This window comes from Pseudomonas sp. BIGb0381, assembly GCF_024809815.1.
Classification (GTDB): Bacteria; Pseudomonadota; Gammaproteobacteria; order Pseudomonadales; family Pseudomonadaceae; genus Aquipseudomonas.
In genome coordinates, this window is sequence record NZ_JANUEN010000009.1 from 95,174 (window position 1) to 114,521 (window position 19,348).

Annotated in this window: 17 protein-coding genes; 4 read left to right on the forward strand and 13 right to left on the reverse strand. The window is 56.6% G+C overall.

What is annotated here, in order from left to right:
• Window positions 1-18: 18 nt before the first annotated feature.
• The 3 genes from M2397_RS22460 to M2397_RS22470 form a co-directional block, all read right to left on the reverse strand.
• A complete protein-coding gene (locus tag M2397_RS22460) occupies window positions 19-921 on the reverse strand; it encodes an ABC transporter permease (RefSeq protein ID WP_131698876.1) in 903 nt (300 codons plus the stop codon).
• A 9-nt stretch (window positions 922-930) separates the two neighbouring features.
• Entirely contained in the window at window positions 931-1,848 is a 918-nt protein-coding gene (locus M2397_RS22465) for an ABC transporter permease (protein WP_131698875.1), read from the reverse strand.
• 81 nt (window positions 1,849-1,929) lie between these two features.
• Window positions 1,930-3,450 (reverse strand): ABC transporter substrate-binding protein, encoded by a 1,521-nt coding sequence (locus tag M2397_RS22470; protein ID WP_145337126.1) that lies wholly within the window; start codon window positions 3,448-3,450, stop codon window positions 1,930-1,932.
• 186 nt (window positions 3,451-3,636) lie between these two features.
• On the opposite strand from M2397_RS22470, the gene M2397_RS22475 reads away from it, so the two are divergent.
• Window positions 3,637-4,554: a LysR substrate-binding domain-containing protein gene (locus M2397_RS22475; RefSeq protein ID WP_145337127.1), complete on the forward strand. Its 918-nt coding sequence runs from the start codon at window positions 3,637-3,639 to the stop codon at window positions 4,552-4,554.
• Between the two features lie 25 nt (window positions 4,555-4,579).
• Here the strand turns inward: M2397_RS22475 and M2397_RS22480 are convergent, their stop codons facing one another.
• Window positions 4,580-4,897, reverse strand: coding sequence for a transcriptional regulator (locus M2397_RS22480; protein WP_145337128.1), 318 nt, complete (start codon window positions 4,895-4,897; stop codon window positions 4,580-4,582).
• 132 nt (window positions 4,898-5,029) lie between these two features.
• Window positions 5,030-5,914 (reverse strand): NmrA family NAD(P)-binding protein, encoded by an 885-nt coding sequence (locus M2397_RS22485; protein WP_259244443.1) that lies wholly within the window; start codon window positions 5,912-5,914, stop codon window positions 5,030-5,032.
• 78 nt (window positions 5,915-5,992) lie between these two features.
• Here M2397_RS22485 and M2397_RS22490 point away from each other — a divergent pair, with 78 nt between their 5' ends.
• Window positions 5,993-6,601 (forward strand): TetR/AcrR family transcriptional regulator, encoded by a 609-nt coding sequence (locus M2397_RS22490; protein WP_145337130.1) that lies wholly within the window; start codon window positions 5,993-5,995, stop codon window positions 6,599-6,601.
• 254 nt (window positions 6,602-6,855) lie between these two features.
• On the opposite strand, the gene M2397_RS22495 is transcribed toward M2397_RS22490, so the two are convergent.
• A complete protein-coding gene (locus tag M2397_RS22495; RefSeq protein ID WP_259244444.1) occupies window positions 6,856-7,647 on the reverse strand; it encodes an SDR family NAD(P)-dependent oxidoreductase in 792 nt (263 codons plus the stop codon).
• Window positions 7,648-7,911: 264 nt separating this feature from the next.
• Between M2397_RS22495 and M2397_RS22500 the strand changes: the two genes are divergently transcribed.
• On the forward strand, window positions 7,912-8,721 hold the full coding sequence (locus tag M2397_RS22500; protein ID WP_145337132.1) for a sugar phosphate isomerase/epimerase: 810 nt from the start codon (window positions 7,912-7,914) through the stop codon (window positions 8,719-8,721).
• Between the two features lie 182 nt (window positions 8,722-8,903).
• Here the strand turns inward: M2397_RS22500 and M2397_RS22505 are convergent, their stop codons facing one another.
• The 7 genes from M2397_RS22505 to M2397_RS22535 all read right to left on the reverse strand — a co-directional run bounded on the left by M2397_RS22505 (window position 8,904) and on the right by M2397_RS22535 (window position 18,046).
• Complete coding sequence (locus tag M2397_RS22505; protein WP_145337133.1) at window positions 8,904-9,710, reverse strand: IclR family transcriptional regulator; 807 nt, start codon at window positions 9,708-9,710, stop codon at window positions 8,904-8,906.
• A 53-nt stretch (window positions 9,711-9,763) separates the two neighbouring features.
• Window positions 9,764-10,762, reverse strand: coding sequence for a Gfo/Idh/MocA family oxidoreductase (locus tag M2397_RS22510; protein WP_145337134.1), 999 nt, complete (start codon window positions 10,760-10,762; stop codon window positions 9,764-9,766).
• Between the two features lie 306 nt (window positions 10,763-11,068).
• Window positions 11,069-11,893, reverse strand: a complete 825-nt coding sequence (locus M2397_RS22515; protein ID WP_259244445.1) for a shikimate dehydrogenase — start codon at window positions 11,891-11,893, stop codon at window positions 11,069-11,071.
• Between the two features lie 150 nt (window positions 11,894-12,043).
• Window positions 12,044-13,471 carry an MFS transporter gene (locus M2397_RS22520; RefSeq protein ID WP_145337136.1) on the reverse strand — a complete coding sequence of 476 codons (1,428 nt, stop codon included), beginning with the start codon at window positions 13,469-13,471 and terminating at the stop codon, window positions 12,044-12,046.
• A gap of 276 nt (window positions 13,472-13,747) precedes the next feature.
• Entirely contained in the window at window positions 13,748-15,328 is a 1,581-nt protein-coding gene (locus M2397_RS22525; RefSeq protein ID WP_259244446.1) for an aldehyde dehydrogenase (NADP(+)), read from the reverse strand.
• A gap of 60 nt (window positions 15,329-15,388) precedes the next feature.
• On the reverse strand, window positions 15,389-16,936 hold the full coding sequence (locus M2397_RS22530; RefSeq protein WP_259244447.1) for a UxaA family hydrolase: 1,548 nt from the start codon (window positions 16,934-16,936) through the stop codon (window positions 15,389-15,391).
• 123 nt (window positions 16,937-17,059) lie between these two features.
• Window positions 17,060-18,046 (reverse strand): LysR family transcriptional regulator, encoded by a 987-nt coding sequence (locus tag M2397_RS22535; RefSeq protein ID WP_259244448.1) that lies wholly within the window; start codon window positions 18,044-18,046, stop codon window positions 17,060-17,062.
• A gap of 120 nt (window positions 18,047-18,166) precedes the next feature.
• Here M2397_RS22535 and M2397_RS22540 point away from each other — a divergent pair, with 120 nt between their 5' ends.
• On the forward strand, window positions 18,167-19,345 hold the full coding sequence (locus M2397_RS22540; protein ID WP_145337140.1) for a fumarylacetoacetate hydrolase family protein: 1,179 nt from the start codon (window positions 18,167-18,169) through the stop codon (window positions 19,343-19,345).
• Window positions 19,346-19,348: the final 3 nt, after the last annotated feature.

Here is a 19,348-nt window from a genome sequence, read left to right on the forward strand (position 1 = left end):
ATCAGTTACGGCGGTCTATCAGTTACGGCCGTCGGGCAGGATCAGGTCGCGCAGGCCATCGCCGACGAGGTTGATGCCCAACACCAGAATCATCAGGGCGACGCCGGGAATGGCGATGACCCACGGGGAAAAGAACATGTAGGGCTTGCCTTCCGCGATCATCAAACCCCAGGACGGCGTTGGCGGTTGTACGCCCACCCCGAGGAATGAGAGGGCCGACTCCAGCAGGATCGCGTGGGCCATCTCCAGCGTCGCGACGACGATCAGTGCGCCGACCAGATTGGGCAGGATTTCACTCACCAGGATGCGCAGTGTCGAGCAGCCGAGCGCCTGGGCCGACGCGACATATTCAGCATCGCGAATCTGTTGCACCGAGGCCCTGACCACCACCGCGAAGCGATCCCATAACAGGCAGCCGAGCAGCACGATCACCACCTTCAATGAGCCGCCCATCAGCGAGGCCGAAGCCAGCGCGACCATCACCACCGGCATTGCCAGCCGGGTAGTTATCAGGTAGCTGATAAACCCATCGACCTTGCCGCCGTAGTAACCTGCCAACAGCCCCATGACCGTGCCGATAAAGCCGGAAATCAGCGCCGCTGCAATGCCGATGAACAGCGAAATACGTGCGCCGTAGAGCAGCCTCGACAGGTAGTCACGGCCCAGCTTGTCGGTGCCGAGCACGTATTCCCAGGTGCCGTTGGCCATCCATACCGGTGGTTTCATGCGCAGCATCACGTCTTGCGCATAAGGGTCGTAAGGTGCCAGCCACGGCGCGAACAGTGCACCCGCGAAGATGATCAGCAACAACACCGCGCCGATGGCGAAACCACGATGACGCAAGCTCTTGCCAAGAACTCGGCTCAGGCTGCTCGGTGGTGGCAGGTAGTCATTGATCGCGAGGGTAGTGGGGATGCTCATGTAGTCCTCCTAGCGCACACGAATGCGCGGGTCGAGCAGTGCGTTGAGCACATCGGCCAGCAACGTGAGGATGATGTAGATCACTGCAATCAGCAGGACCACAGCCTGTACCACCGGAAAGTCGTCACGGGCGATAGCGTCCCAGGCAAGTTGCCCGATGCCCTGCAGGGAGAACACGGTTTCGATCACCACCGAGCCGCCGAGCATGAAGCCGAACTCCACCGCCGCCAGCGCGACGACCGGAATCAGGGCGTTGCGCAGTGCATGCTTGAACAACACGCGGGCAGGGCGCAGGCCCTTGGCGCGGGCGGTGCGGATGTAATCGGAACTGAGCACATCAAGCATGCCGGCGCGGGTCAGGCGCATGATTGCCGGCGTCGCGTAGTAGCCCAGGGCAATGGCCGGCATGACGAAGTGCAGCAGGGTCGAGTTGCCGGACACCGGCAGCCACTTGAGCGTCACCGCGAACACCACGATCAGCATCAGCGCAAACCAGAAACTAGGCATCGCCTGACCCAGCACCGCGATGCTCAAGGCCAGCCGGTCAATCCAGGTGTCGCGTTTGACCGCAGCCAACACGCCCAGTGGAATGGCCACCAGCAAGGCGATCCCCAGCGCCATGGCACCCAGCCCCAGGGTAATCGGCAAGCGGCTGGCGACGAGGTTGTAGACCGATTCCTGAAAGAAAAACGAGTTGCCCAGGTCCAGCCGTAGCAAATCGCCCAGCCAGTTGAAGTACTGGGTCGGCAGCGGTTTGTTCAACCCGTACTGCACGCGAATCTGCTCGATCTGTTCGCTGGTGGCTTCCGGCCCGCCAATGGCAGTGGCGAGATCTCCGGACAGATGCAAAAGAGAAAAGCTGATCACCGACACGGTAATGGCAACGCAAACAGCGATGCCCAGGCGGCGCAGAAGGAATCCAAGCATGGCAAGTTTCCTCATATCCAATGGATGACAAGTGTGAGGATGTATCCGTGGCGCACGAGAGTCCGTGCGCCCGGTTACGTATTACTTCCACGTGGACTCGACGAAACGCGGCAGCTCATCCGGGTACGGCGTGAACGCAAGTTCGGAGGTGTAGGCGTAGTTCATCGAGTAGTTGAACAGCGGCGCCCAGTAGGCCTGTTCGCTGATGCGCTGCAAGGCCTTGCGGTAGTTGTCCTTGCGCACTTGCGGGTCGAGGGCATTGTCGGCCGTCTGCAACCAGCCCTGGACTTGTGGGTCCTTGATGTTGTCGTCCGGATTGCCCTTGAACCAGGTACCGGCCGACGCCGAGGTGTCGAGGATCGAGAACGAGCCCCATGCCTGAAACGACATGGGCACCTTGCCGCCACGTTGCTGATCGCGCAGGGCGGCGTACTTCAAGTAGCGCAGCTTGGCGTTGATGCCCACTGCGCGCAGGTTGCCGATGATGGCTTCGACGTAATCACGGTCGCGATAAGCGAAGATTTCTGTCTCGAAGCCATTTGGGTAACCGGCTTCGGCGAGCAGCGCCTTGGCCTTGGCGGGGTCATAGTTGTAGACCGTAGCCGCAGTGGTATCGCAACCGAACTGGCCTGGATAACAGGCAACCTGCAAAGGCTTGGCTTCGCCACCCACCAATTGCGTGGCCAGCGCATTGCGGTTGATCGCATGGTTGATGGCCTGGCGCACCTTGAGGTTCTTCATCGGTGAGTTTTCAGTGGAGGTGCCGCGTGCATCAAGAATCAGGAAACCGATGCGCATGGTTTCGCCACTGGTCACGGTCAGGTTCGGCATACCCTTGAGGTCGACCGCCTGATCCGAGGTCACACGCCAGGTCCAGTCGACACCCTCGGTCATCAACTCGGCCAGGCGGGTTTCTGCATCCGGGATCACGCGGAACTTGAGGTGGCTGATATGGGGCTTGCCTTGTGGGCTGTCCGGGAAGTAGTCCTTGTTGATCTCCATGCTCACGCCTTCGCCCGCCACCACGGACACGGCTTTATACGGCCCGGTGCCAATTGGCTTGCGGCTGAATTCGGCCAGGCCGACCTTCTCGAAGTACTGCTTGGGGAACATCGGAACGGCGTTGGACAGGTATTCCAGTGCCGGCGGGAAAGGCTTCTTCAAATACAGGCGGACGCTGTAGTCACCGGTTTTTTCGGCGCTCTTGATCCAGTCTACGTTTTGCACGGTAACGACTTTCGCTTCGGGCGACACCACGTAGTTGAGGGTGAACACCACGTCGTCGGCGGTGAAGGCGTCGCCGTTGTGAAATTTGACGCCTTTGCGCAGCTCAAAGTCGATGGTGGTGTCGTCGACCTGCTTCCAGCTGGTGGCCAGCATGGGTTTGTATTCGCCGCTTTTGGGGTCGCGGTAGATCAGGTTGTCCCAGATCAGCCGGCCGAGAATCACGCCTTCGCGTAAATCGTTGTGATAGGGGCTGATGTTTTCAGGCTCGCTGTCGGAAGCGTAAACCAGGGTGTCGTTGGCTTTGCCGGCATGCGCCGGAAAGCTGCTGATAAGGCCCATCAGCGCAATACTGCAGGCGAAACCTTTGATGCCCATGCCGTCGTCTCCGTTGGCGAGAGTGGTTGAATCAAAGGGCAGCGAATCGCAAATGCGTAAAGGAGGAGGAAAAGGTCGGGCACTGTTTTTTTTGGTCTGGACACGAATGTAGGGAAGGGCTATCAATGCCACAAGCACAATATTTCGATACTTCCTTTGCCGAAAAGGCAATCCATGGGGGCTCCGATGCAGCTGTATGGCGTGCAGTCCACGGCACTGCGCTATTTTCTTGAAGTCGCGCGATGCGGATCGATCAGTGAGGCCTCAATGCGGCTGAATGTGGCGGCATCAGCGGTGAGTCGACAAATTTCCAAGCTTGAGCTGGCCCTGGATGCCAGCCTGTTTGAGCGTCGTGCCCGCGGCATGGTGCTCAGCGAGGCAGGGGCACGACTGGCGGCTTATGCGCGTAAGTCGCAACTTGAGGCCGAGCAGGTGGTGCTGGAAATTACCGAGTTGCATGGCTTGCAACGCGGCCATGTGCATGTTGCCTGCTCGGAAGGATTTGCCCTGGAATACATGCCCAGGAGCATCAGCGCGTTCAGGCGTGAGTACCAGGGTATTCATTTCACGCTGGAGGTCTGTGCGCCCGCTGAAGCGACCGAGAAGGTTCGCTCCGGTGAAGCCGATCTGGCGATGACGTTCAGCCTGACGCCGCAAAAGGAAATCAAGGTCGAACATATCCTGAGCGGGGCGATTTTTGCCGTGGTCTCCAATGCCCATCCCTTGGCCGGGCGTGAATCTGTCAATCTCGCTGAGTTGCAACCCTGGCCCATTGCGTTACCCAAGGCTGACACTACGATACGGCAACTGTTCGACATCTGTTGCGGCGTACAGGGGTTGTTGTTCGATCCGGTATTGACCACCAATTACGTTGCCGCGCTCTACAGTTTCGTCCGTGAAGAGGGAGGCATCAGCCTGGCCAGCGAAATGACCTTGCACCAACAGGTGGCGGACAAGCAGTTGCAATGCTTGCCGATCCTTGATGAAGGCATGCAGGCAAGGCGCATCGAGCTGCAAAGCATGGCTGGGCGCAATCTACCTGCGGCGGTTTCTGCGTTCAGGGATTTTCTGATCGCTGAGCTGACGAAGGCGAAACGTCGTTGAAAATCTGTTCCGTCACCTTTGCAGCTCACGTGCAGCCTGGCGAAGTGAAATGACTGAGTATGGAGTCAAGCAACCCTGGAAAGCGTATTTCAAGCTCATCCTTACGAAGAGCGTTCATGTGGGTTGCACCGACGCTGCGCGTGCGCATCAACCCCGCATCACGTAGAACTCTGAAGTGGTGAGAAGCGCTTGATTTAGGTCGGCCTCCATCCAACTCTCCACAGGTCGCTTCACTCACGCCGGCAAGGTGGCGAATAATTTCCATGCGCACAGGGTCGCTTAACGCATAGAGAACACGCTCAAGAATGAACTCCTTGGCTTCCGGATGTTTGAATGCTCTCATGAACAGCAACCTATAGCTTAAGATTTAAAAGGTGTGCCTCTGCTACATCAGCACTTCAACTACGGTTGCCCTATTAAATAATAGGGGGCTTGCGAGATGGAGCAATGCTCGAGTTCTAATGGTCGGTAATGCCTATTTCTTGAAGGCCTCAAGATTTTCACGGAGCCAGACGGACAGCGAACGCGGTGGGGTACCCATGAGGTCTTCAACAGTAAAGGTTCGTTCTGTCAGTACGGAATCATGGAAGATGCGATCAAGCCCCACGAGAATCTCGGCTACAAACGGGGAGAGTCCATCGGCAACTAACGCTGAATGCTGTGCGACTGGAGACCGATGGGTATAGGTGACTGTGTGGCCTAACAGGCTGGACAATTCCTCGGCAACTTGCGGCATTGTCCAGTTTCGCGGCCCTGTCAGGTGATACGCACGTTGTGAGCCTTCTGCTACTTCCTCCAGTAATGCTATGCGCGCCGAGTCCGCTACATCTCGAGTGTCTATCAGGTTCACACGCCCATTGCCTGCGGCGCCTGCCCAAGTGCCCGTGGCAACAGCGTTGCCAGCACGCTTGAGCACGTCCATGAACGTTGTAGGTCTCAATACGGTAGACGCGATAGGTTGTTGACCCAGGTGTGCTTCTATCAATGAATGCCAAGCAAATGGATTGAGAGGGGTCGATGGCCCCATAACCGAAAGCTTTACGATGTGCTGCACGCCCATTTCTACGGCAGCGTCAATGAGGGCTATCTCGTTGGCGACTTGTTGGGGTGAAGTGCCGTGAGCAATGAACAGTTTCTCGACTCCGACAAGTGCTTTTCTGAGCGTTGACGGCTGATCAAACTCCAATTCGGCAGAGACCACCCCTTGTGGAAAGGTCGTGGATGATGTGTGCCGTGTGAGCGCCAGCAGGGTGACCGGGTCTTGCGCTAACTGACTGATCAATCGCCTGCCTACGCGGCCCGTCGCGCCGGCAACGGCGATGCTCAGTGGTTGCGTCCGATTGGTCGATTGATTGAGCATGATAAAATCTTCCTATATGGTGGAACGATCAGTCCAAGTATCCTGGTCTGATCGTTCCATGTTGTCAACGGAGGATTTATGAGCGGCAAACCGCAATATGACGAAAGTGCTGTCCTGAAGGCGGCGACGGCTGTTTTCTGGCGGCATGGGTACGCCAATGCATCGGTCAGCGATCTGACCGAAGCAACGGGGTTGTCTCGATCAAGTCTGTACCAGCGGTTTCATGATAAGGATGGGCTCTTTAACGAGTCTCTTCAGCTATATACCGGCCGTGTATTAACGCGAATGAGATCGACCCGAGCACAGACCTCCAAGGCAAGCGTAGAAGCACTGCTACGAGAGTTTCTTCCGAAGGCAATTGGCGTGGAGCGTCCGCCTGGTTGCCTGATATCTCGCAGTAACGCTGAGCAAGAAGACCTCACTGCCACAGGAAAGAAAACCGCGAATTTTGCGGCTTGTCAGCAGCGACAGATTTTTGTGGACATTTTGACTCATGGTCAGTTGGAGGGTGAGATAGGGCAGCATGTCGATTTGGAACTACTGGCTTGGTATTACTTCGGAATACTGCAGGCTGTGGTAAACCTGCCTTCAGTCGGAGCGACTAATGAGACACTTGGCGCCCTCATTGATGTCGCGATGTCGGCATGGCCTAAAAGCAAAGATAGTTCGGGTACTGAGACGATATGAGTGAGTATTTGCAGGATCGTTCTGCGGTAAGCGAGCGGCCGAGCTGATGCGCCTGCCTACGCAGAGTATGAGCAAATTTGTTTTGCTAGCAAGGGTGCTCACCATGGATTTTCCAAGGTTCAACCAAAGCGGTGCGGCCGGTCGAAGCCGCACGTAACACTTAAGCCCGTACGGCGTCGCTTACACTCAACTCGCTTTGCTGGGTTCACGCACCGTCTGAACTGAGTGGTGAACTCACTCTTGAGCAATTGTGCTTAGGATTTGGAGCTCGGTCGCCCCGGGATATGGCTCAGTATCGATTTGGAGAAGCCACCATCGACACATATATCCTGTCCCGTGACATAGGCCGATAAGGGGCTAACGAGAAATTCGATCACGTTCGCGATATCCACGGGCTCGCCGATTCTCGCCAGCGGAATGATTGCTTCCCGTGCTTTCTTGATCTGGGGGTCGGCATACATTTTTTCCGACATCGGTGTATGGGTCATGCCTGGGGACACCACGTTGACGCGGATTCCGTCAGGAGCCCACTCCAGCGCGAGCGTCTGGGCCAGCATTGTCAATGCAGCCTTGGTGGGGCTGTACGCGCCTGAACCGGCATGTGGAATCTGGCCAGACATCGACGAGGTAAAACACGCCGAGCCTCGGCTCTCGCGTAGGTACGGGTAGCTGGCTTTGGCAAGCAGCCAGGCGCCGCGAAGATTGACCGAGAACATATCGTCCCAGTCCTCGACGGACAAATCACAGATTGCGCCAGGGCTGGCGACGCCGGCATTCGCAACCAGTGCGTCGAGTCCGCCGAACTCCGCCACTGCAGCCGCCACCAGCTGGCTCGGCACCTCAGGGTTGCCGAGATCTCCGGACAATGCGATGGCGATACCGCCCATGACCTTGATGGATTGAACGACTTCTTCCTGCGTAGTCGTGAGTGTGTGTCCGCATACCGCAATTTTCGGCTGCAAGCCCCGGGCAAGGGCCGCCTCCGCGATCCTCAAGCAGGCAGACGCACCGATACCGCTACTACCGCCACTGACCAAAACTCTCATTGGACACTCCTTCTTATAGTTAGACATTGAGGTAAAAGAGAATTGCAAAATACGAAAATGAATCCAACTTTGCAATCAAATTGACAATGGAATTCGATTCCGATATCGTTTTTTCGCAGTCGGTTACCCTGTCAGTGCAGGCCACCGCTGCCCAGATCCATTCATCGTCGCGTCTTCCCTCTAGCGATAGTGGTCCAGGTACAAAATCCATAATACGAATGGCCGTTTCCTCCAGCGAATACTCACCTGAAAGGATGTTTCGACATGATCATCAGCACGTTCTCCTATCTATGGTCCTCCACGGCAATTGACGCGATTGCGCAGTTGGCCGAGCACGGGCATCGCGTGTTTGAGGTACCCGTCAGCTCGCCACATTGCTGGCCGGTAGAACTCTCGACGGCAGAACGTTCTACCGTAAGCAGGCGTCTTCGTGAGTACGACACAAAGATCAGGTCCCTCAACGCCGGCGGCTATGACGTGAACCTTGCCAGTCCCGCCGCAAACATGCGTCAGAAGAGCATCGAGCACATCAAGTCGGTGATTGACCTGGCTGCGGCCTGGGATACTCAGGAAGTGGTGATATCTCCCGGTACCAGGCGTCCCATGATTTCCCCGCCGCTCGAAAAGACCTACGACTGGATGTACGAGAGTCTGGCGGTTCTGATTCCGATGGCGAAGCAGGCTGGCGTGCGCTTGCTGCTGGAAAATACCCCGTATTGCTTTACCCCCACCATGCCGGAACTGGCAGAGGTTGTAGGCACCCTCAATGATGATGTGGTCAAGGTCGTCTACGACATCGCCAATGCCGCTTACATAGGTGAAGACCCTGTAGCGAGTCTGCTGGCTTACCACGCCGCGATCGACTTTGTGCATGTGTCCGACACCGGTATGGATGTGTGGGGTCATGATCCGGTCGGCACCGGTGTCGTGGACTTTGTCGGATTGGGCGAGGCCGTTCACGCGACCTGCGGTATTGAAAACTGCGTACTTGAAATCATCCGTGAAGAAAACGCTTTGTATGAGCTGAACAAGGGGGTGCAGGATCTTCGTGCCAAGGGTTGGAAAATTCCGTAATCACCTTTGGGTCGCGTGTCGTTGCGGCTTGCGACCTGATTGCTCCAGTGGCCCTGAGGCTTGCACTATCCCCAGGTCCAAGCGACAGCGTTGTCACCCGCAATAGGCCCGCGCGCAATCATAAGCGTTCTGCGGGCCAAGGCCTGCTGGAGCTGTTCATGGTCGCAACGGTAAGCTCGGTGCTACCGCGTAGGCAGTGAATCCTTTCCACTGACCGAGGTCCATAGTGCCCAGTGCTCGCCCACCTTGATGGCTGCGCGCTTCAAGCTTTCTATATGAGCGCCCAGGGTGTCTTCTCGCATACGTGCAATTGGGCCGGCGATGCTCAGGGTGCCCACCGGGAGCGAGCTGTCTGGTCGTGAGCTGTCGAACACAGCTGCCGCCACCACACACACGCCCACTTCACCTTCTTCGCGAACTACTGCGTACCCTTCTTTACGGATCAAGGCGATGTCATCAAAGATGTCGCGAATCGAAACGCGCGCATTTGGCCCCGCGTAGTCTCGAGTGTTCTCGATGTCCCAGGCGGCAAGAATTCGCATTGCGCGCTCATCGCGCATGGTGGAAAGCCACACTTTGCCTGCCGCGGTGGTGTGAGGAATGATTTTTTCATCCAGGGCGCGGCGGTACTGAAGGCCTTTGGTATTTTTCGTGGCCTGCAGTACCCAGGTCAGATGATCCTCAGCAACCTCCGCCAACCGAACGTGCTCGCCGGTTTCGCTGGCCAGATCGTTCAGTAAAGGTTGCATGATCTTGGCGAAGCCCGTTTCAGCAATGTAGCTCACACCCATGCTGGGGATCTTCAGTGTCAGGCGGTAGTGATCCTGTTCGTCCTGATAGACGTAGCCTCGTTCTCGAAGCGCGCTCAATATGCGGTGAGCCGTGGCCATGGCGACTTGGGTCTGCTCGCTGATTTCGGACAGGGCGAGACCGCCTGGATGGGAAAGCAGCAGTTCCAGGGTGTTGAAGTAGCGGCCAATATGTGACAATTTTTCAATCCTCTTTGTTGCTGGCCATGGCCAGCAACCTTGCGTCGTGGGTGCTAGAGCGTGATGGGAGCGCCACCGAGGCGATCTGACTCATAGGCAGCCTCGATGATACTCATGACGCTGTGCATCGTTGCAAGTCCTGCGCCTGTATATGCAGTCTCACGGCCAGGGGCCAGGACGTCGGTTACGAAGTTGTCGTAATACACGTCTGAGTTCAGGCTCATATGAAGGTCACTTGCCTGGCCAGCAGCGTCGGTCAGGCGCATGCCATCCGGGGTCGAGCGCGCGTAGAACTGATCGGTTGACAATGAAAAGGAGTACTCCCGTTGCTCGGGAGTATTCCCCGGGTAGTTGTAGCCAGTCTCGATGGTGCAGATGCAGCCGCTCTCGGTCACCAGCGTCATCATTGAGCCGATCTCTACCGCTGTCAGCTGCGGGTCGCGATACATCATTGCGGACACGCTGCGGATGCGCTCTCCGGAAATCTCCTGAACCAGATCGATGAAATGAACGGCCAGGTTGATCGTGCAACCGCCCCCCGAGCGTTTCGGGTCAAGCATCCAGGAGCAGCTGTTCATCAGGTAGCGTTCGGGTGGCCCGGCGTTGAATCGAAACGACTGGGTTCTCCACTTTGCACCGCTCTCAAGCGCCGCTTGTTTGAGACGGTTCAGTAATTCACTGTGTCTCCAAACCAATGGGACCGCTACGAACAGATCTGCGGCTTCAGCACGTCGATACAGATCCAGCACTTCGTCCCGGTTGAGCCCGCAAGGCTTCTCCATCGCGAACGGAATGTTGCGTTCGATCAATTCTTTGCCCATGGCATACAGCTCATCGTGCGGACCAAAGGCGAACGCAAAATCAGCTTCTTCGTTATCCAGCAGGTTTTTCCAGTGATCGTACGGCTGCGCCCCGAAGCGTTGAGCAAGGGCTGGACCACGCGATCCCGTGGCGTCAGATACCGCCGTGACGGTCACATCAGGCAAACGCTCAAGGGCGTCAAGGTAGAGCGGGGTGTGCCAGTGGCTGACTTCCAGAAGAACGACTTTCAACATTCATTCCTTATAAACAAGAGAGTTTGACTAGCTTGCCGGTGCCCTCGGGATTGCGGGTCAAGTACAAAAATAACAACGTGCGAGCCGCTATTGCGAGGTTGTCCGCAGGCTAGCACGAGTCGATTACGAACGGAAGTCAGTTTCGTTTTGCTGCGGAGTGGTGTGGGCAACTAAGCTGAGATGCAATTTCAACGGGCACGCAAAAATGTGCACATGCGGGGCATGTGCACATCGTTGACTGGTTCGATAGAGGGTATTAAGAGGCGGGGCAGGGTGACGATCGGGGTGGGGTATACGCGATCCTTACAATCCGCTCGAGTAGCGACGTTCTATATCTTCGAAACCAAGAAAGCTTAATGCCAACAGGGCTTGGCCCAAGTGCATAGGGTGGCCATCAAGCGTTCGGCAGCCACGCGATTGCGCTTCCAGCAGCAGGGCGGTCGGCTCGGACCTGGTGATGATGTCGACCACCACTGTAGTTGAGGCCAGCTGCTTTGCGTCTATCGGCAACGGGTCATCAGGGTTCATGCCGAGCGGGGTAGCATTGATCACAATGTCATGGCCTGCAGCATCTGCTGGGCCTACATGCACAGCGCAAGGACCCTCTTTGGCGACACATTGCGCCAGGTCCAGGGCGCGGTGCGCATCCAGGTCAGAAATGATCAACGATCGGGCGCCAGCAGCGGCAACGGCAAACGCGATTGCCCTTCCCGAGCCGCCCGCACCAATAAGCAGAACGGATTTCCCCAACAGGCTGACGCCTTGGCGCTGCATGCCCAGCACGCAGCCAAGCCCGTCGAACACGGCACCCACCCAGCGTCCGTCGCTATCACAGCGAATGACATTGATTGCGCCGATCTGACGCGCAGTAGGGTGAAGAACGTCCACAACGTCAAGCATGCTCTGCTTGTGCGGCATGGTGACCAGTAGCCCGGCAAGGTTGCTCACGGCTCGTATGCCTCTCACAAAGTCAGCCAGGCCTTCGGGACCGACCTCCAGTGGAATGCAGATGGCGTCAGACTGCGCTTCGGCAAATAACCTGTTCAACAGCATTGGGGACTTGGCGCTCTTGAGGGGGGCACCAACTAATCCATATATACGAGTGCTGCCAGTAATACGTGGATGCATGTCAACCTACGGGCGTTGGCAGTGGCACGCCAATTGTCAGTAGGGGATATCGGAACCCGCTACTGACAACATGTGCATTGTTACTGCCGTATTACTCTAAGCGCTGTGCAGAGGAATTGAACAGCGCGGTGGTGGTATCAGGCCAGACTGTCAGGAGCGTGTCGCTGGCACTGATTGGACTGCATTGGCTTGCGATTTGGAATTGGACTGTTCCTGCACCCATTCGTATTCCTCTTTAGACATCGGGACCGCATTAGGGTCACCGAGGTCCTTCAGGCGAATCCGGTATGTTTCGCGGGTAGTAAATGCAGCAATCGCAGAGATTACGCAGATACCGAAGGTCAACGCTCCGATTTTCAGCGGGATATTCTCGGTTCCGGGAGGCGCAATCGATACGAAAAGGGCTGGCAGAAATGCTGTGCACGCTACGCCGATATTCTGACCAATGGCCATGCCGGTAACACGGACGCGTGTACGGAACAGTTCTGGGAACAGGCTTGGGAAGACGCCATTGAAGCCCTGGTAAGCCACGCCCCACATGAGGAGCGACAGTATCAACGAAAGCCATAGGTTGTGAATGCTGATCGCATAGAGATACGCAAATGACAGCAGTCCGCCGCTAAGAACACCCACAATTACCGGAGGCCGGCGACCAATCCTGTCAGAGAGCTTGCCTACGAAGGGGATAAGTATCACGGCACACAGATTGCCTAACACCGGTATCCACATGAATACGCCGGAAGGAAAGCCAATGCCGTAGGCAGGCTGGACTGCATAAGTTGCACCGAATACGGAGGCAACGATTGCAAGGACTGCAGACAGGGCCATGCAAATCACTCGCAACACATCTCGCCAGCTCTGGGTGAACACTTCGACCACAGGTAATTTGCGTGTCTCGCCTTTGGTCTGCGCCTCGGTGAATACCGGCGCTTCATGAACTTCACGGCGAATGATCCATCCGGCGACCAGCACCAGGGCACTGAGCAGGAATGGAATTCGCCAGCCCCATGCAGCAAATTGATCAGCTGGCATGAACTGGGCCAGAGGCAGGAAAACCCCAGCCGCGAGTAGTTGTCCGGCTTGTACGCCTTGAAGCGTAAAGCTTGCGAAATAACCTCGGCGTCCATCGGGGGCGTGTTCCAGGGTCATGGAGCTGGCACACGACACCTCGCCAGCGACTGCAAATCCCTGAATCAAACGCAAAAAAATCAACAGGGCAGGAGCCCAGACACCGATCTGCTGATAAGTAGGAAGCAGTCCGATGCTTACGGTCGAAAAGCCCATCAAGAACATGCAGTAGACCAGTACGGTCTTGCGTCCATGGCGATCGCCCAGGTGCCCTAATACCACGGCTCCGATTGGACGAGCGATGTACCCAACGCCGAAGCTTGCCAGCGAGACGATGATGCCTACGGTCGGATTGTCTGTTGGGAAAAACAGCTGCGGGAAAAGCAAGGCTGCTGCAGTGGCGTAGATGAAAAAGTCGTAATACTCCAGAGCCGAACCGATCCAGCCGCTGGCAGCGGCTTTCCTTGACTGTCGTTTGGAATGAGGCTCAACCAATGTGCTTTGATTCATGACGTGTCTCCGTCTTTTAGATTTTTATTATTGTAACCATGTTCCATTAGTAATGTTGTTACTTTGGAAAGGCGGTTGTCAAGGTGCAGTTGACTGGATGAAACCAGTAATAGAATTCGGCCATGACTTATGCGACGAAACGCTCAATGTGGGCTTCGCGACGGTGCGAACGCAGTGTCTGTAGGGCTTGCACAGCGACTTGACGGGAGGACAACGCTCGTCCGCCCGTCAAGTGCTTTTGAAGTTGTCTACAGCTCTATTGGGACGCCTGTGGGCTTACAAGCTGTCTTGGGAAAGATGCCCGTCGACCAGTCTGAAAATGTTCAGCGGATTCGCGTTCTTGAGAGCGTCTGGCAGCAATGCATCAGGGTAGTTTTGGAAGCAGACGGGTCTCAGGAAACGGTCGATAGCCAACGTGCCGACCGAGGTGCCGCGACTGTCGGACGTCGCAGGATAAGGGCCGCCGTGCACCATTGAATCGCAGACCTCGACACCCGTTGGGTAGCCATTGATGAGGATGCGGCCGACCTTCACCTCCAACAAAGCAGTCAACTCTGCGAATTGCGTCAGGTCTTCTGGCTCACCGATCAAGGTTGCGGTCAACTGTCCGTGAAGGGCATTTATGGCGGCGTTGAGCTGCGATTGGTCATTGACCTCGATGAAGATAGAGGTGGGGCCAAAGATTTCTTCTTGAAGGACCTTGTCGCCGTTCAGCAGTAACTCTACATCGGCCTTGAACAATTGTGGCTGGGCCTGGTGTCCCTGTTGGTTGCTGCCAGCCAGGTGCACGATGCCGGGGTGCGCGTGCAGGTTCTGCAGGCCAGCCGCATAGCTGCGCAGGGTGCCTGCGTTGAGCATTGTCTGCGCCGGTTGGTCGTTTATCAGCGCTGCGACTCTATTCTGAAAGGCACTGAATGCATCCGAGCGAATGCCAACCACCACTCCGGGATTGGTGCAGAACTGCCCACAACCTTGAACCACCGAGGCGGCAAGATCGTGAGCGATACTGTCGGCTCGACGCGAGAGTGCCTGAGGCAGGATCACTACCGGGTTGATGCTCGACATCTCGGCGAAGACTGGAATGGGCTCGGGGCGAGCGGCGGCCATGTCACACAATGCTCTACCACCTTTGAGCGAACCGGTAAAACCAACGCCCTTGATGAGCGGGTGTTTGACCAAGGCTTCGCCTACGCCGCTGCCATAAATCATGTTGAAGACACCGGCGGGCATGCCGCTGCGCTCGGCCGCGCGGATAATTGCGTTGGCAACCTGTTCTGCAGTAGCCATGTGGCCGCTGTGGGCTTTGAATACCACCGGACAACCCGCCGCGAGGGCCGAGGCGGTATCGCCGCCGGCCGTGGAGAAGGCCAACGGAAAGTTACTGGCACCGAACACAGCAACCGGACCGATCGCAGTGCGGTACTGGCGAAGGTCAGGGCGTGGCAATGGCTTGCGGAGGGGTAAAGCTTGGTCGATGCGAGCTCCGTAGAAGTCACCGCGGCGCAGTACATTTGCAAACAGGCGCATTTGGCCACTGGTACGTGCGCGTTCGCCTTGGATACGAGCTGCAGGCAATGCTGTTTCACGGCAAACCAGGGCAATAAACTCATCGTCCAAAGCCTCCAGTTCTTCAGCGATGGCATCGAGGAATTCAGCCCGTTTGCTCGCGCTCAGGCTGCGGTAGCTGGAAAAGGCGTTGTTGGCTGCGCGAGCCGCATCCTCGATTTCTTGCGGCGTCGCCTGGTGGAAGGCATAGGGCAAGGTCTCCCCTGTGCTGGCATCCACACTCTTGACGATCATACTGCCGGCAGCGCTGCGCTGACCGCCGATAAAATTCTGGCCGGTGATGAGGGACATGGTGGTCTCCAGGTTGAATGTGCAAGCGATAGCTGGGCAAGGCGTTCCCAGCACTGAAAATCAGGTGACGGCGCCGATCTGCCAAGGCACGAACTCATTTTGTCCGTATCCGTGTTGTTCGCTCATGCTGCGCTCGCCCGAGGCGATGCGTAGCATGGTTTCAAAGATCGCTGCACCGCACGCTTCGATGGTCAATGTGTCTTCGGCTATTTCGCCGCAGTTGATGTCCATGTCTTCTCGCTGACGCGCCCACAAGGCGCTATTGGTTGCCAGCTTGATTGATGGCGCAGGGGCACAGCCATAGGCCGATCCGCGCCCGGTGGTAAACGCAATCAGGTTGGCACCGCCAGCGACCTGGCCGGTTGCGGAGACGGGGTCATAGCCAGGGGTGTCCATGAAAACCAGCCCGTTGGCAGTGACGGACTGGGCATATTCGTAGACATCCATCAGGTTGCTCGAGCCAGCCTTTGCCACAGCGCCCAGCGACTTTTCCAGGATGGTGGTCAAGCCACCTGCCTTGTTGCCGGCGGAGGGGTTATTGTTTAATTCGGCCCCCATACGCTCGCAGTAGCGTTCCCACCAATGAATTCGAGCGATAAGTTTTTCGCCGACTTCACGGCTGACTGCCCGTCGTGTCAGCAAGTGTTCGGCACCGTATATTTCAGGGGTTTCAGAAAGAATCGCGGTACCGCCACAGGCGACCAGGCGATCCACTGCATTGCCCAACGCAGGGTTGGCCGTAATACCGGAGTAGCCATCCGAGCCACCACACTGAAGCCCAACGATCAGATGACGAGCGCTGACCGACTCATGTTGGATCCGATTGGCCTCGCCAAGCAATTCCTTCACGTGGTCAATGCCACTGGCGATGGCTTTGGACGTACCGCCACTGTCCTGAATATTGAACGTTCGCAGCGTATTGCTACGGGTGAGTCCTTGCGTCGCGAGTAATGAGTCGATTTGGTTCGTCTCGCAGCCCAACCCGATGACCAGCACGGCGGCAAAGTTGGCGTGGGTCGCATACCCCGCCAATGTCCGACGCAACATGCTCAGACCGTCGCCCGCAGGGTCAACGGCGCAGCCGGCAGAATGCGTGAGCGCAACAACACCGTCGACGTTTGGATACGCTTGCAGTGCAGCGGGATTGATGTCCCGACGAAAATGGTCTGCGATGGCCCGGGCGACTGTGGCAGAGCAATTCACTGAGGTAAGAATGCCGATGTAGTTGCGCGTCGCGACGCGTCCATCCGGGCGTACGATACCCATGAACGATGGGGCTTCACTCAGCTTGACGTGGGGCTTCGCATCGACGCTGAACGCATAATCTCGAGTGAATTCCCCCATGGCGAGGTTATGCACATGGATATGCTCGCCTGCTTCTATGTCGACAACGGCAAAACCAATGATTTGCCCATAGCGTCTTACCGGTTGACCGGCTTCGATACGCCGGGAGGCCACTTTATGGCCCGGCACAATCGCTTGAAGGACCGTCACGCCTTCCTGCTCAAGGATTTCGCCCGCGATTAGCGGCCGGCGTGCGATAAGCACATCGTCCAGCGGGTTCAAACGCAGCACAGCTGCTGCGCCGGTTTTCATGATCAGTTCCATCGCATCCTCACGGGCTGCTGGGTGGTGCGCGGTCGCCAATAGCGCCGCAGTTTTGTGGCGGCACTATAGGATTCATAGAAATGGCTGCCTAATGAGAGCTTTCGATTGCTCGATAACTTTGCCTCATCGACTTTTACCGGGATCGGTGCAGGGCCTCTTCTCTGTAGTCGTTTGCCGCAGTTCGGCGAACGCTAATAAGGTCGCAACAAACATCCGCATGGGCTCTGACAGGGGCTCATCCTTGCGGGTGATAACCCCGTAATCCTGAGATTCAACCTTGAAGGGAGTATTGAGGATTTGTAGCTGCCCATTTTGCAGTTGCGACTGGACCATTGACTCGGGGAGCATGGCAAGCATTGGCCCAGACTGCAGCAACTGCAGGAAGGTCTGCATCGAAATGGTCTCCACTGTATTGGTCGGCGGGACTATCCGGAACGTCCTGAACGCGCGCTCCATGCGTTGTCGGATCGGCGTGTTAAAGGGATACATGACCCATGGCCATTCGCTGAGTGCGTCAGTGGGGACCTCCTCAAGTTGGCACAGAGGATGTGTGCTGTTCGCGACAAGGCAGAAGGGTTCAGGTCCCAGCGACGTAAATTCGAAGGGCTGGCAATCCTCATCCGTGAAGCGTGCGATGATTAAATCGAGTTTTTTCTGTTCGAGCATTTCCAGCAAGTGATTGCTGGTTTGTTCGATCACCTCGATAGAAAGGAGGGGGCGCTCACGTTTTATGCTGGCGATAGCTTCAGGCAGCACCACTGATGTTGCGGCGAAAATGGTGCCAATTTTTAAATGACCATGCCCGCCTTTTCGCAGCTTGTTGACTTGGTCGACGAACGATTCCGTGTCTTCCAAGGTAATACGCGCATAACGGGCCACGAACTCTCCTAGTTCAGTAAGGACCAGGTTGCGCGTTTGACGTTCAAACAATGGAAAGCCCAGGAGTACTTCCAGATCGCGAAGCAATTTACTGATGGCCGGTTGCGTAACATTCATGTGTTCTGCGGTTGTGTGCATATTGCGGGTCTTGGCCAGGCTATTGACCAGTACCAGATGTTTGATCTTCAGCCATCGGGTGACACTGGCAAACGTAATTTGATCGTTTTCCATCGGATAAGGCCTTGTCTGTCGATAACGAAACAGCATTGATTGGTGAGTTTCTTTCATTGGGATTTACCGGAGCGGTCCATTACTTTTACGGCTCTGATGGCTGACTGCTCTGGAAGCTCTATGGCGAATTTGAAACTGACGCGCGAAAACACCCTGCCGCTGGATGGCTTGGCCGGAACGCTGATCGGCCGCGCCTGGATCCCGGGTGCGATTGCAGGACCCTCGCCAGTGGTGTTGCGCGATGAAGGTGTGTTTGATCTTTCTGAAACTTTTTCGACGATAAGCGAACTGCTGGAACATACCTCGCCGTTGCTGGCTGTTCGCCAGGCGCCTGGGAGGTACATCGGGACCGTCGAGGAGTTGCTTGAGAACACCGGCAGCCATGCCGATCCCGGCAAGGCATCTCTGTTGCCCCCAGCGGATTTGCAGGTCATCAAGGCGGCCGGGGTAACGTTCGCGTCCAGCATGATTGAGCGGGTAATCGAGGAGCAGGCCCGAGGTGACGCTGCCAACGCCGAAAGTGTTCGCCGCTTGGTGCAGGAAGCGATAGGCGATAACTTGCGGGCAATCAAACCGGGCTCGCCAGACGCGATGCGCCTTAAAGCTGTACTGATCAAGCAGGGCATGTGGTCGCAATATCTGGAGGTCGGTATCGGCCCGGACGCGGAAATTTTCACCAAGGCACCGGTTCTGGCCGCAGTGGGCAGCGGCAGCGAAATCGGAATCCATCACAAGTCTGAATGGAACAACCCCGAGCCGGAAATTGTGCTGGCGGTGAACAGTCGAGGCCAAGTGCATGGCGTCACCTTGGGCAATGACGTCAACTTGCGTGATTTCGAAGGCCGCAGCGCACTGCTGTTGAGCAAGGCCAAGGACAACAATGCGTCCTGTGCGATCGGCCCCTTTATTCGTCTGTTCGATGAAGCGTTTACGCTCGATGACGTGCGCAATTGCGTCGTGGATTTGCAAGTTCAGGGCGAAGACGGCTTTATCCTTGAAGGCAGCAGTTCCATGGCATTCATCAGCCGTGACCCGTTGGATCTCGTGGCCCAGACTGTCGGCGGCGATCACCAATACCCTGATGGCTTCATGCTTTTTCTCGGGACATTGTTTGCGCCTACCCAAGATCGTGAAGAGCCCGGAAGCGGCTTTACGCATAAGCAAGGGGATGAGGTCAGCATAGGTAGCCCGCTGCTGGGCACGCTGCGTAACACCGTCACCTACAGTCATGCGGCTGCGCCCTGGACTTTCGGCTTGCGAGCGATGATGCGCAATCTTGCTGCCCGCGGACTTCTGTAGGTA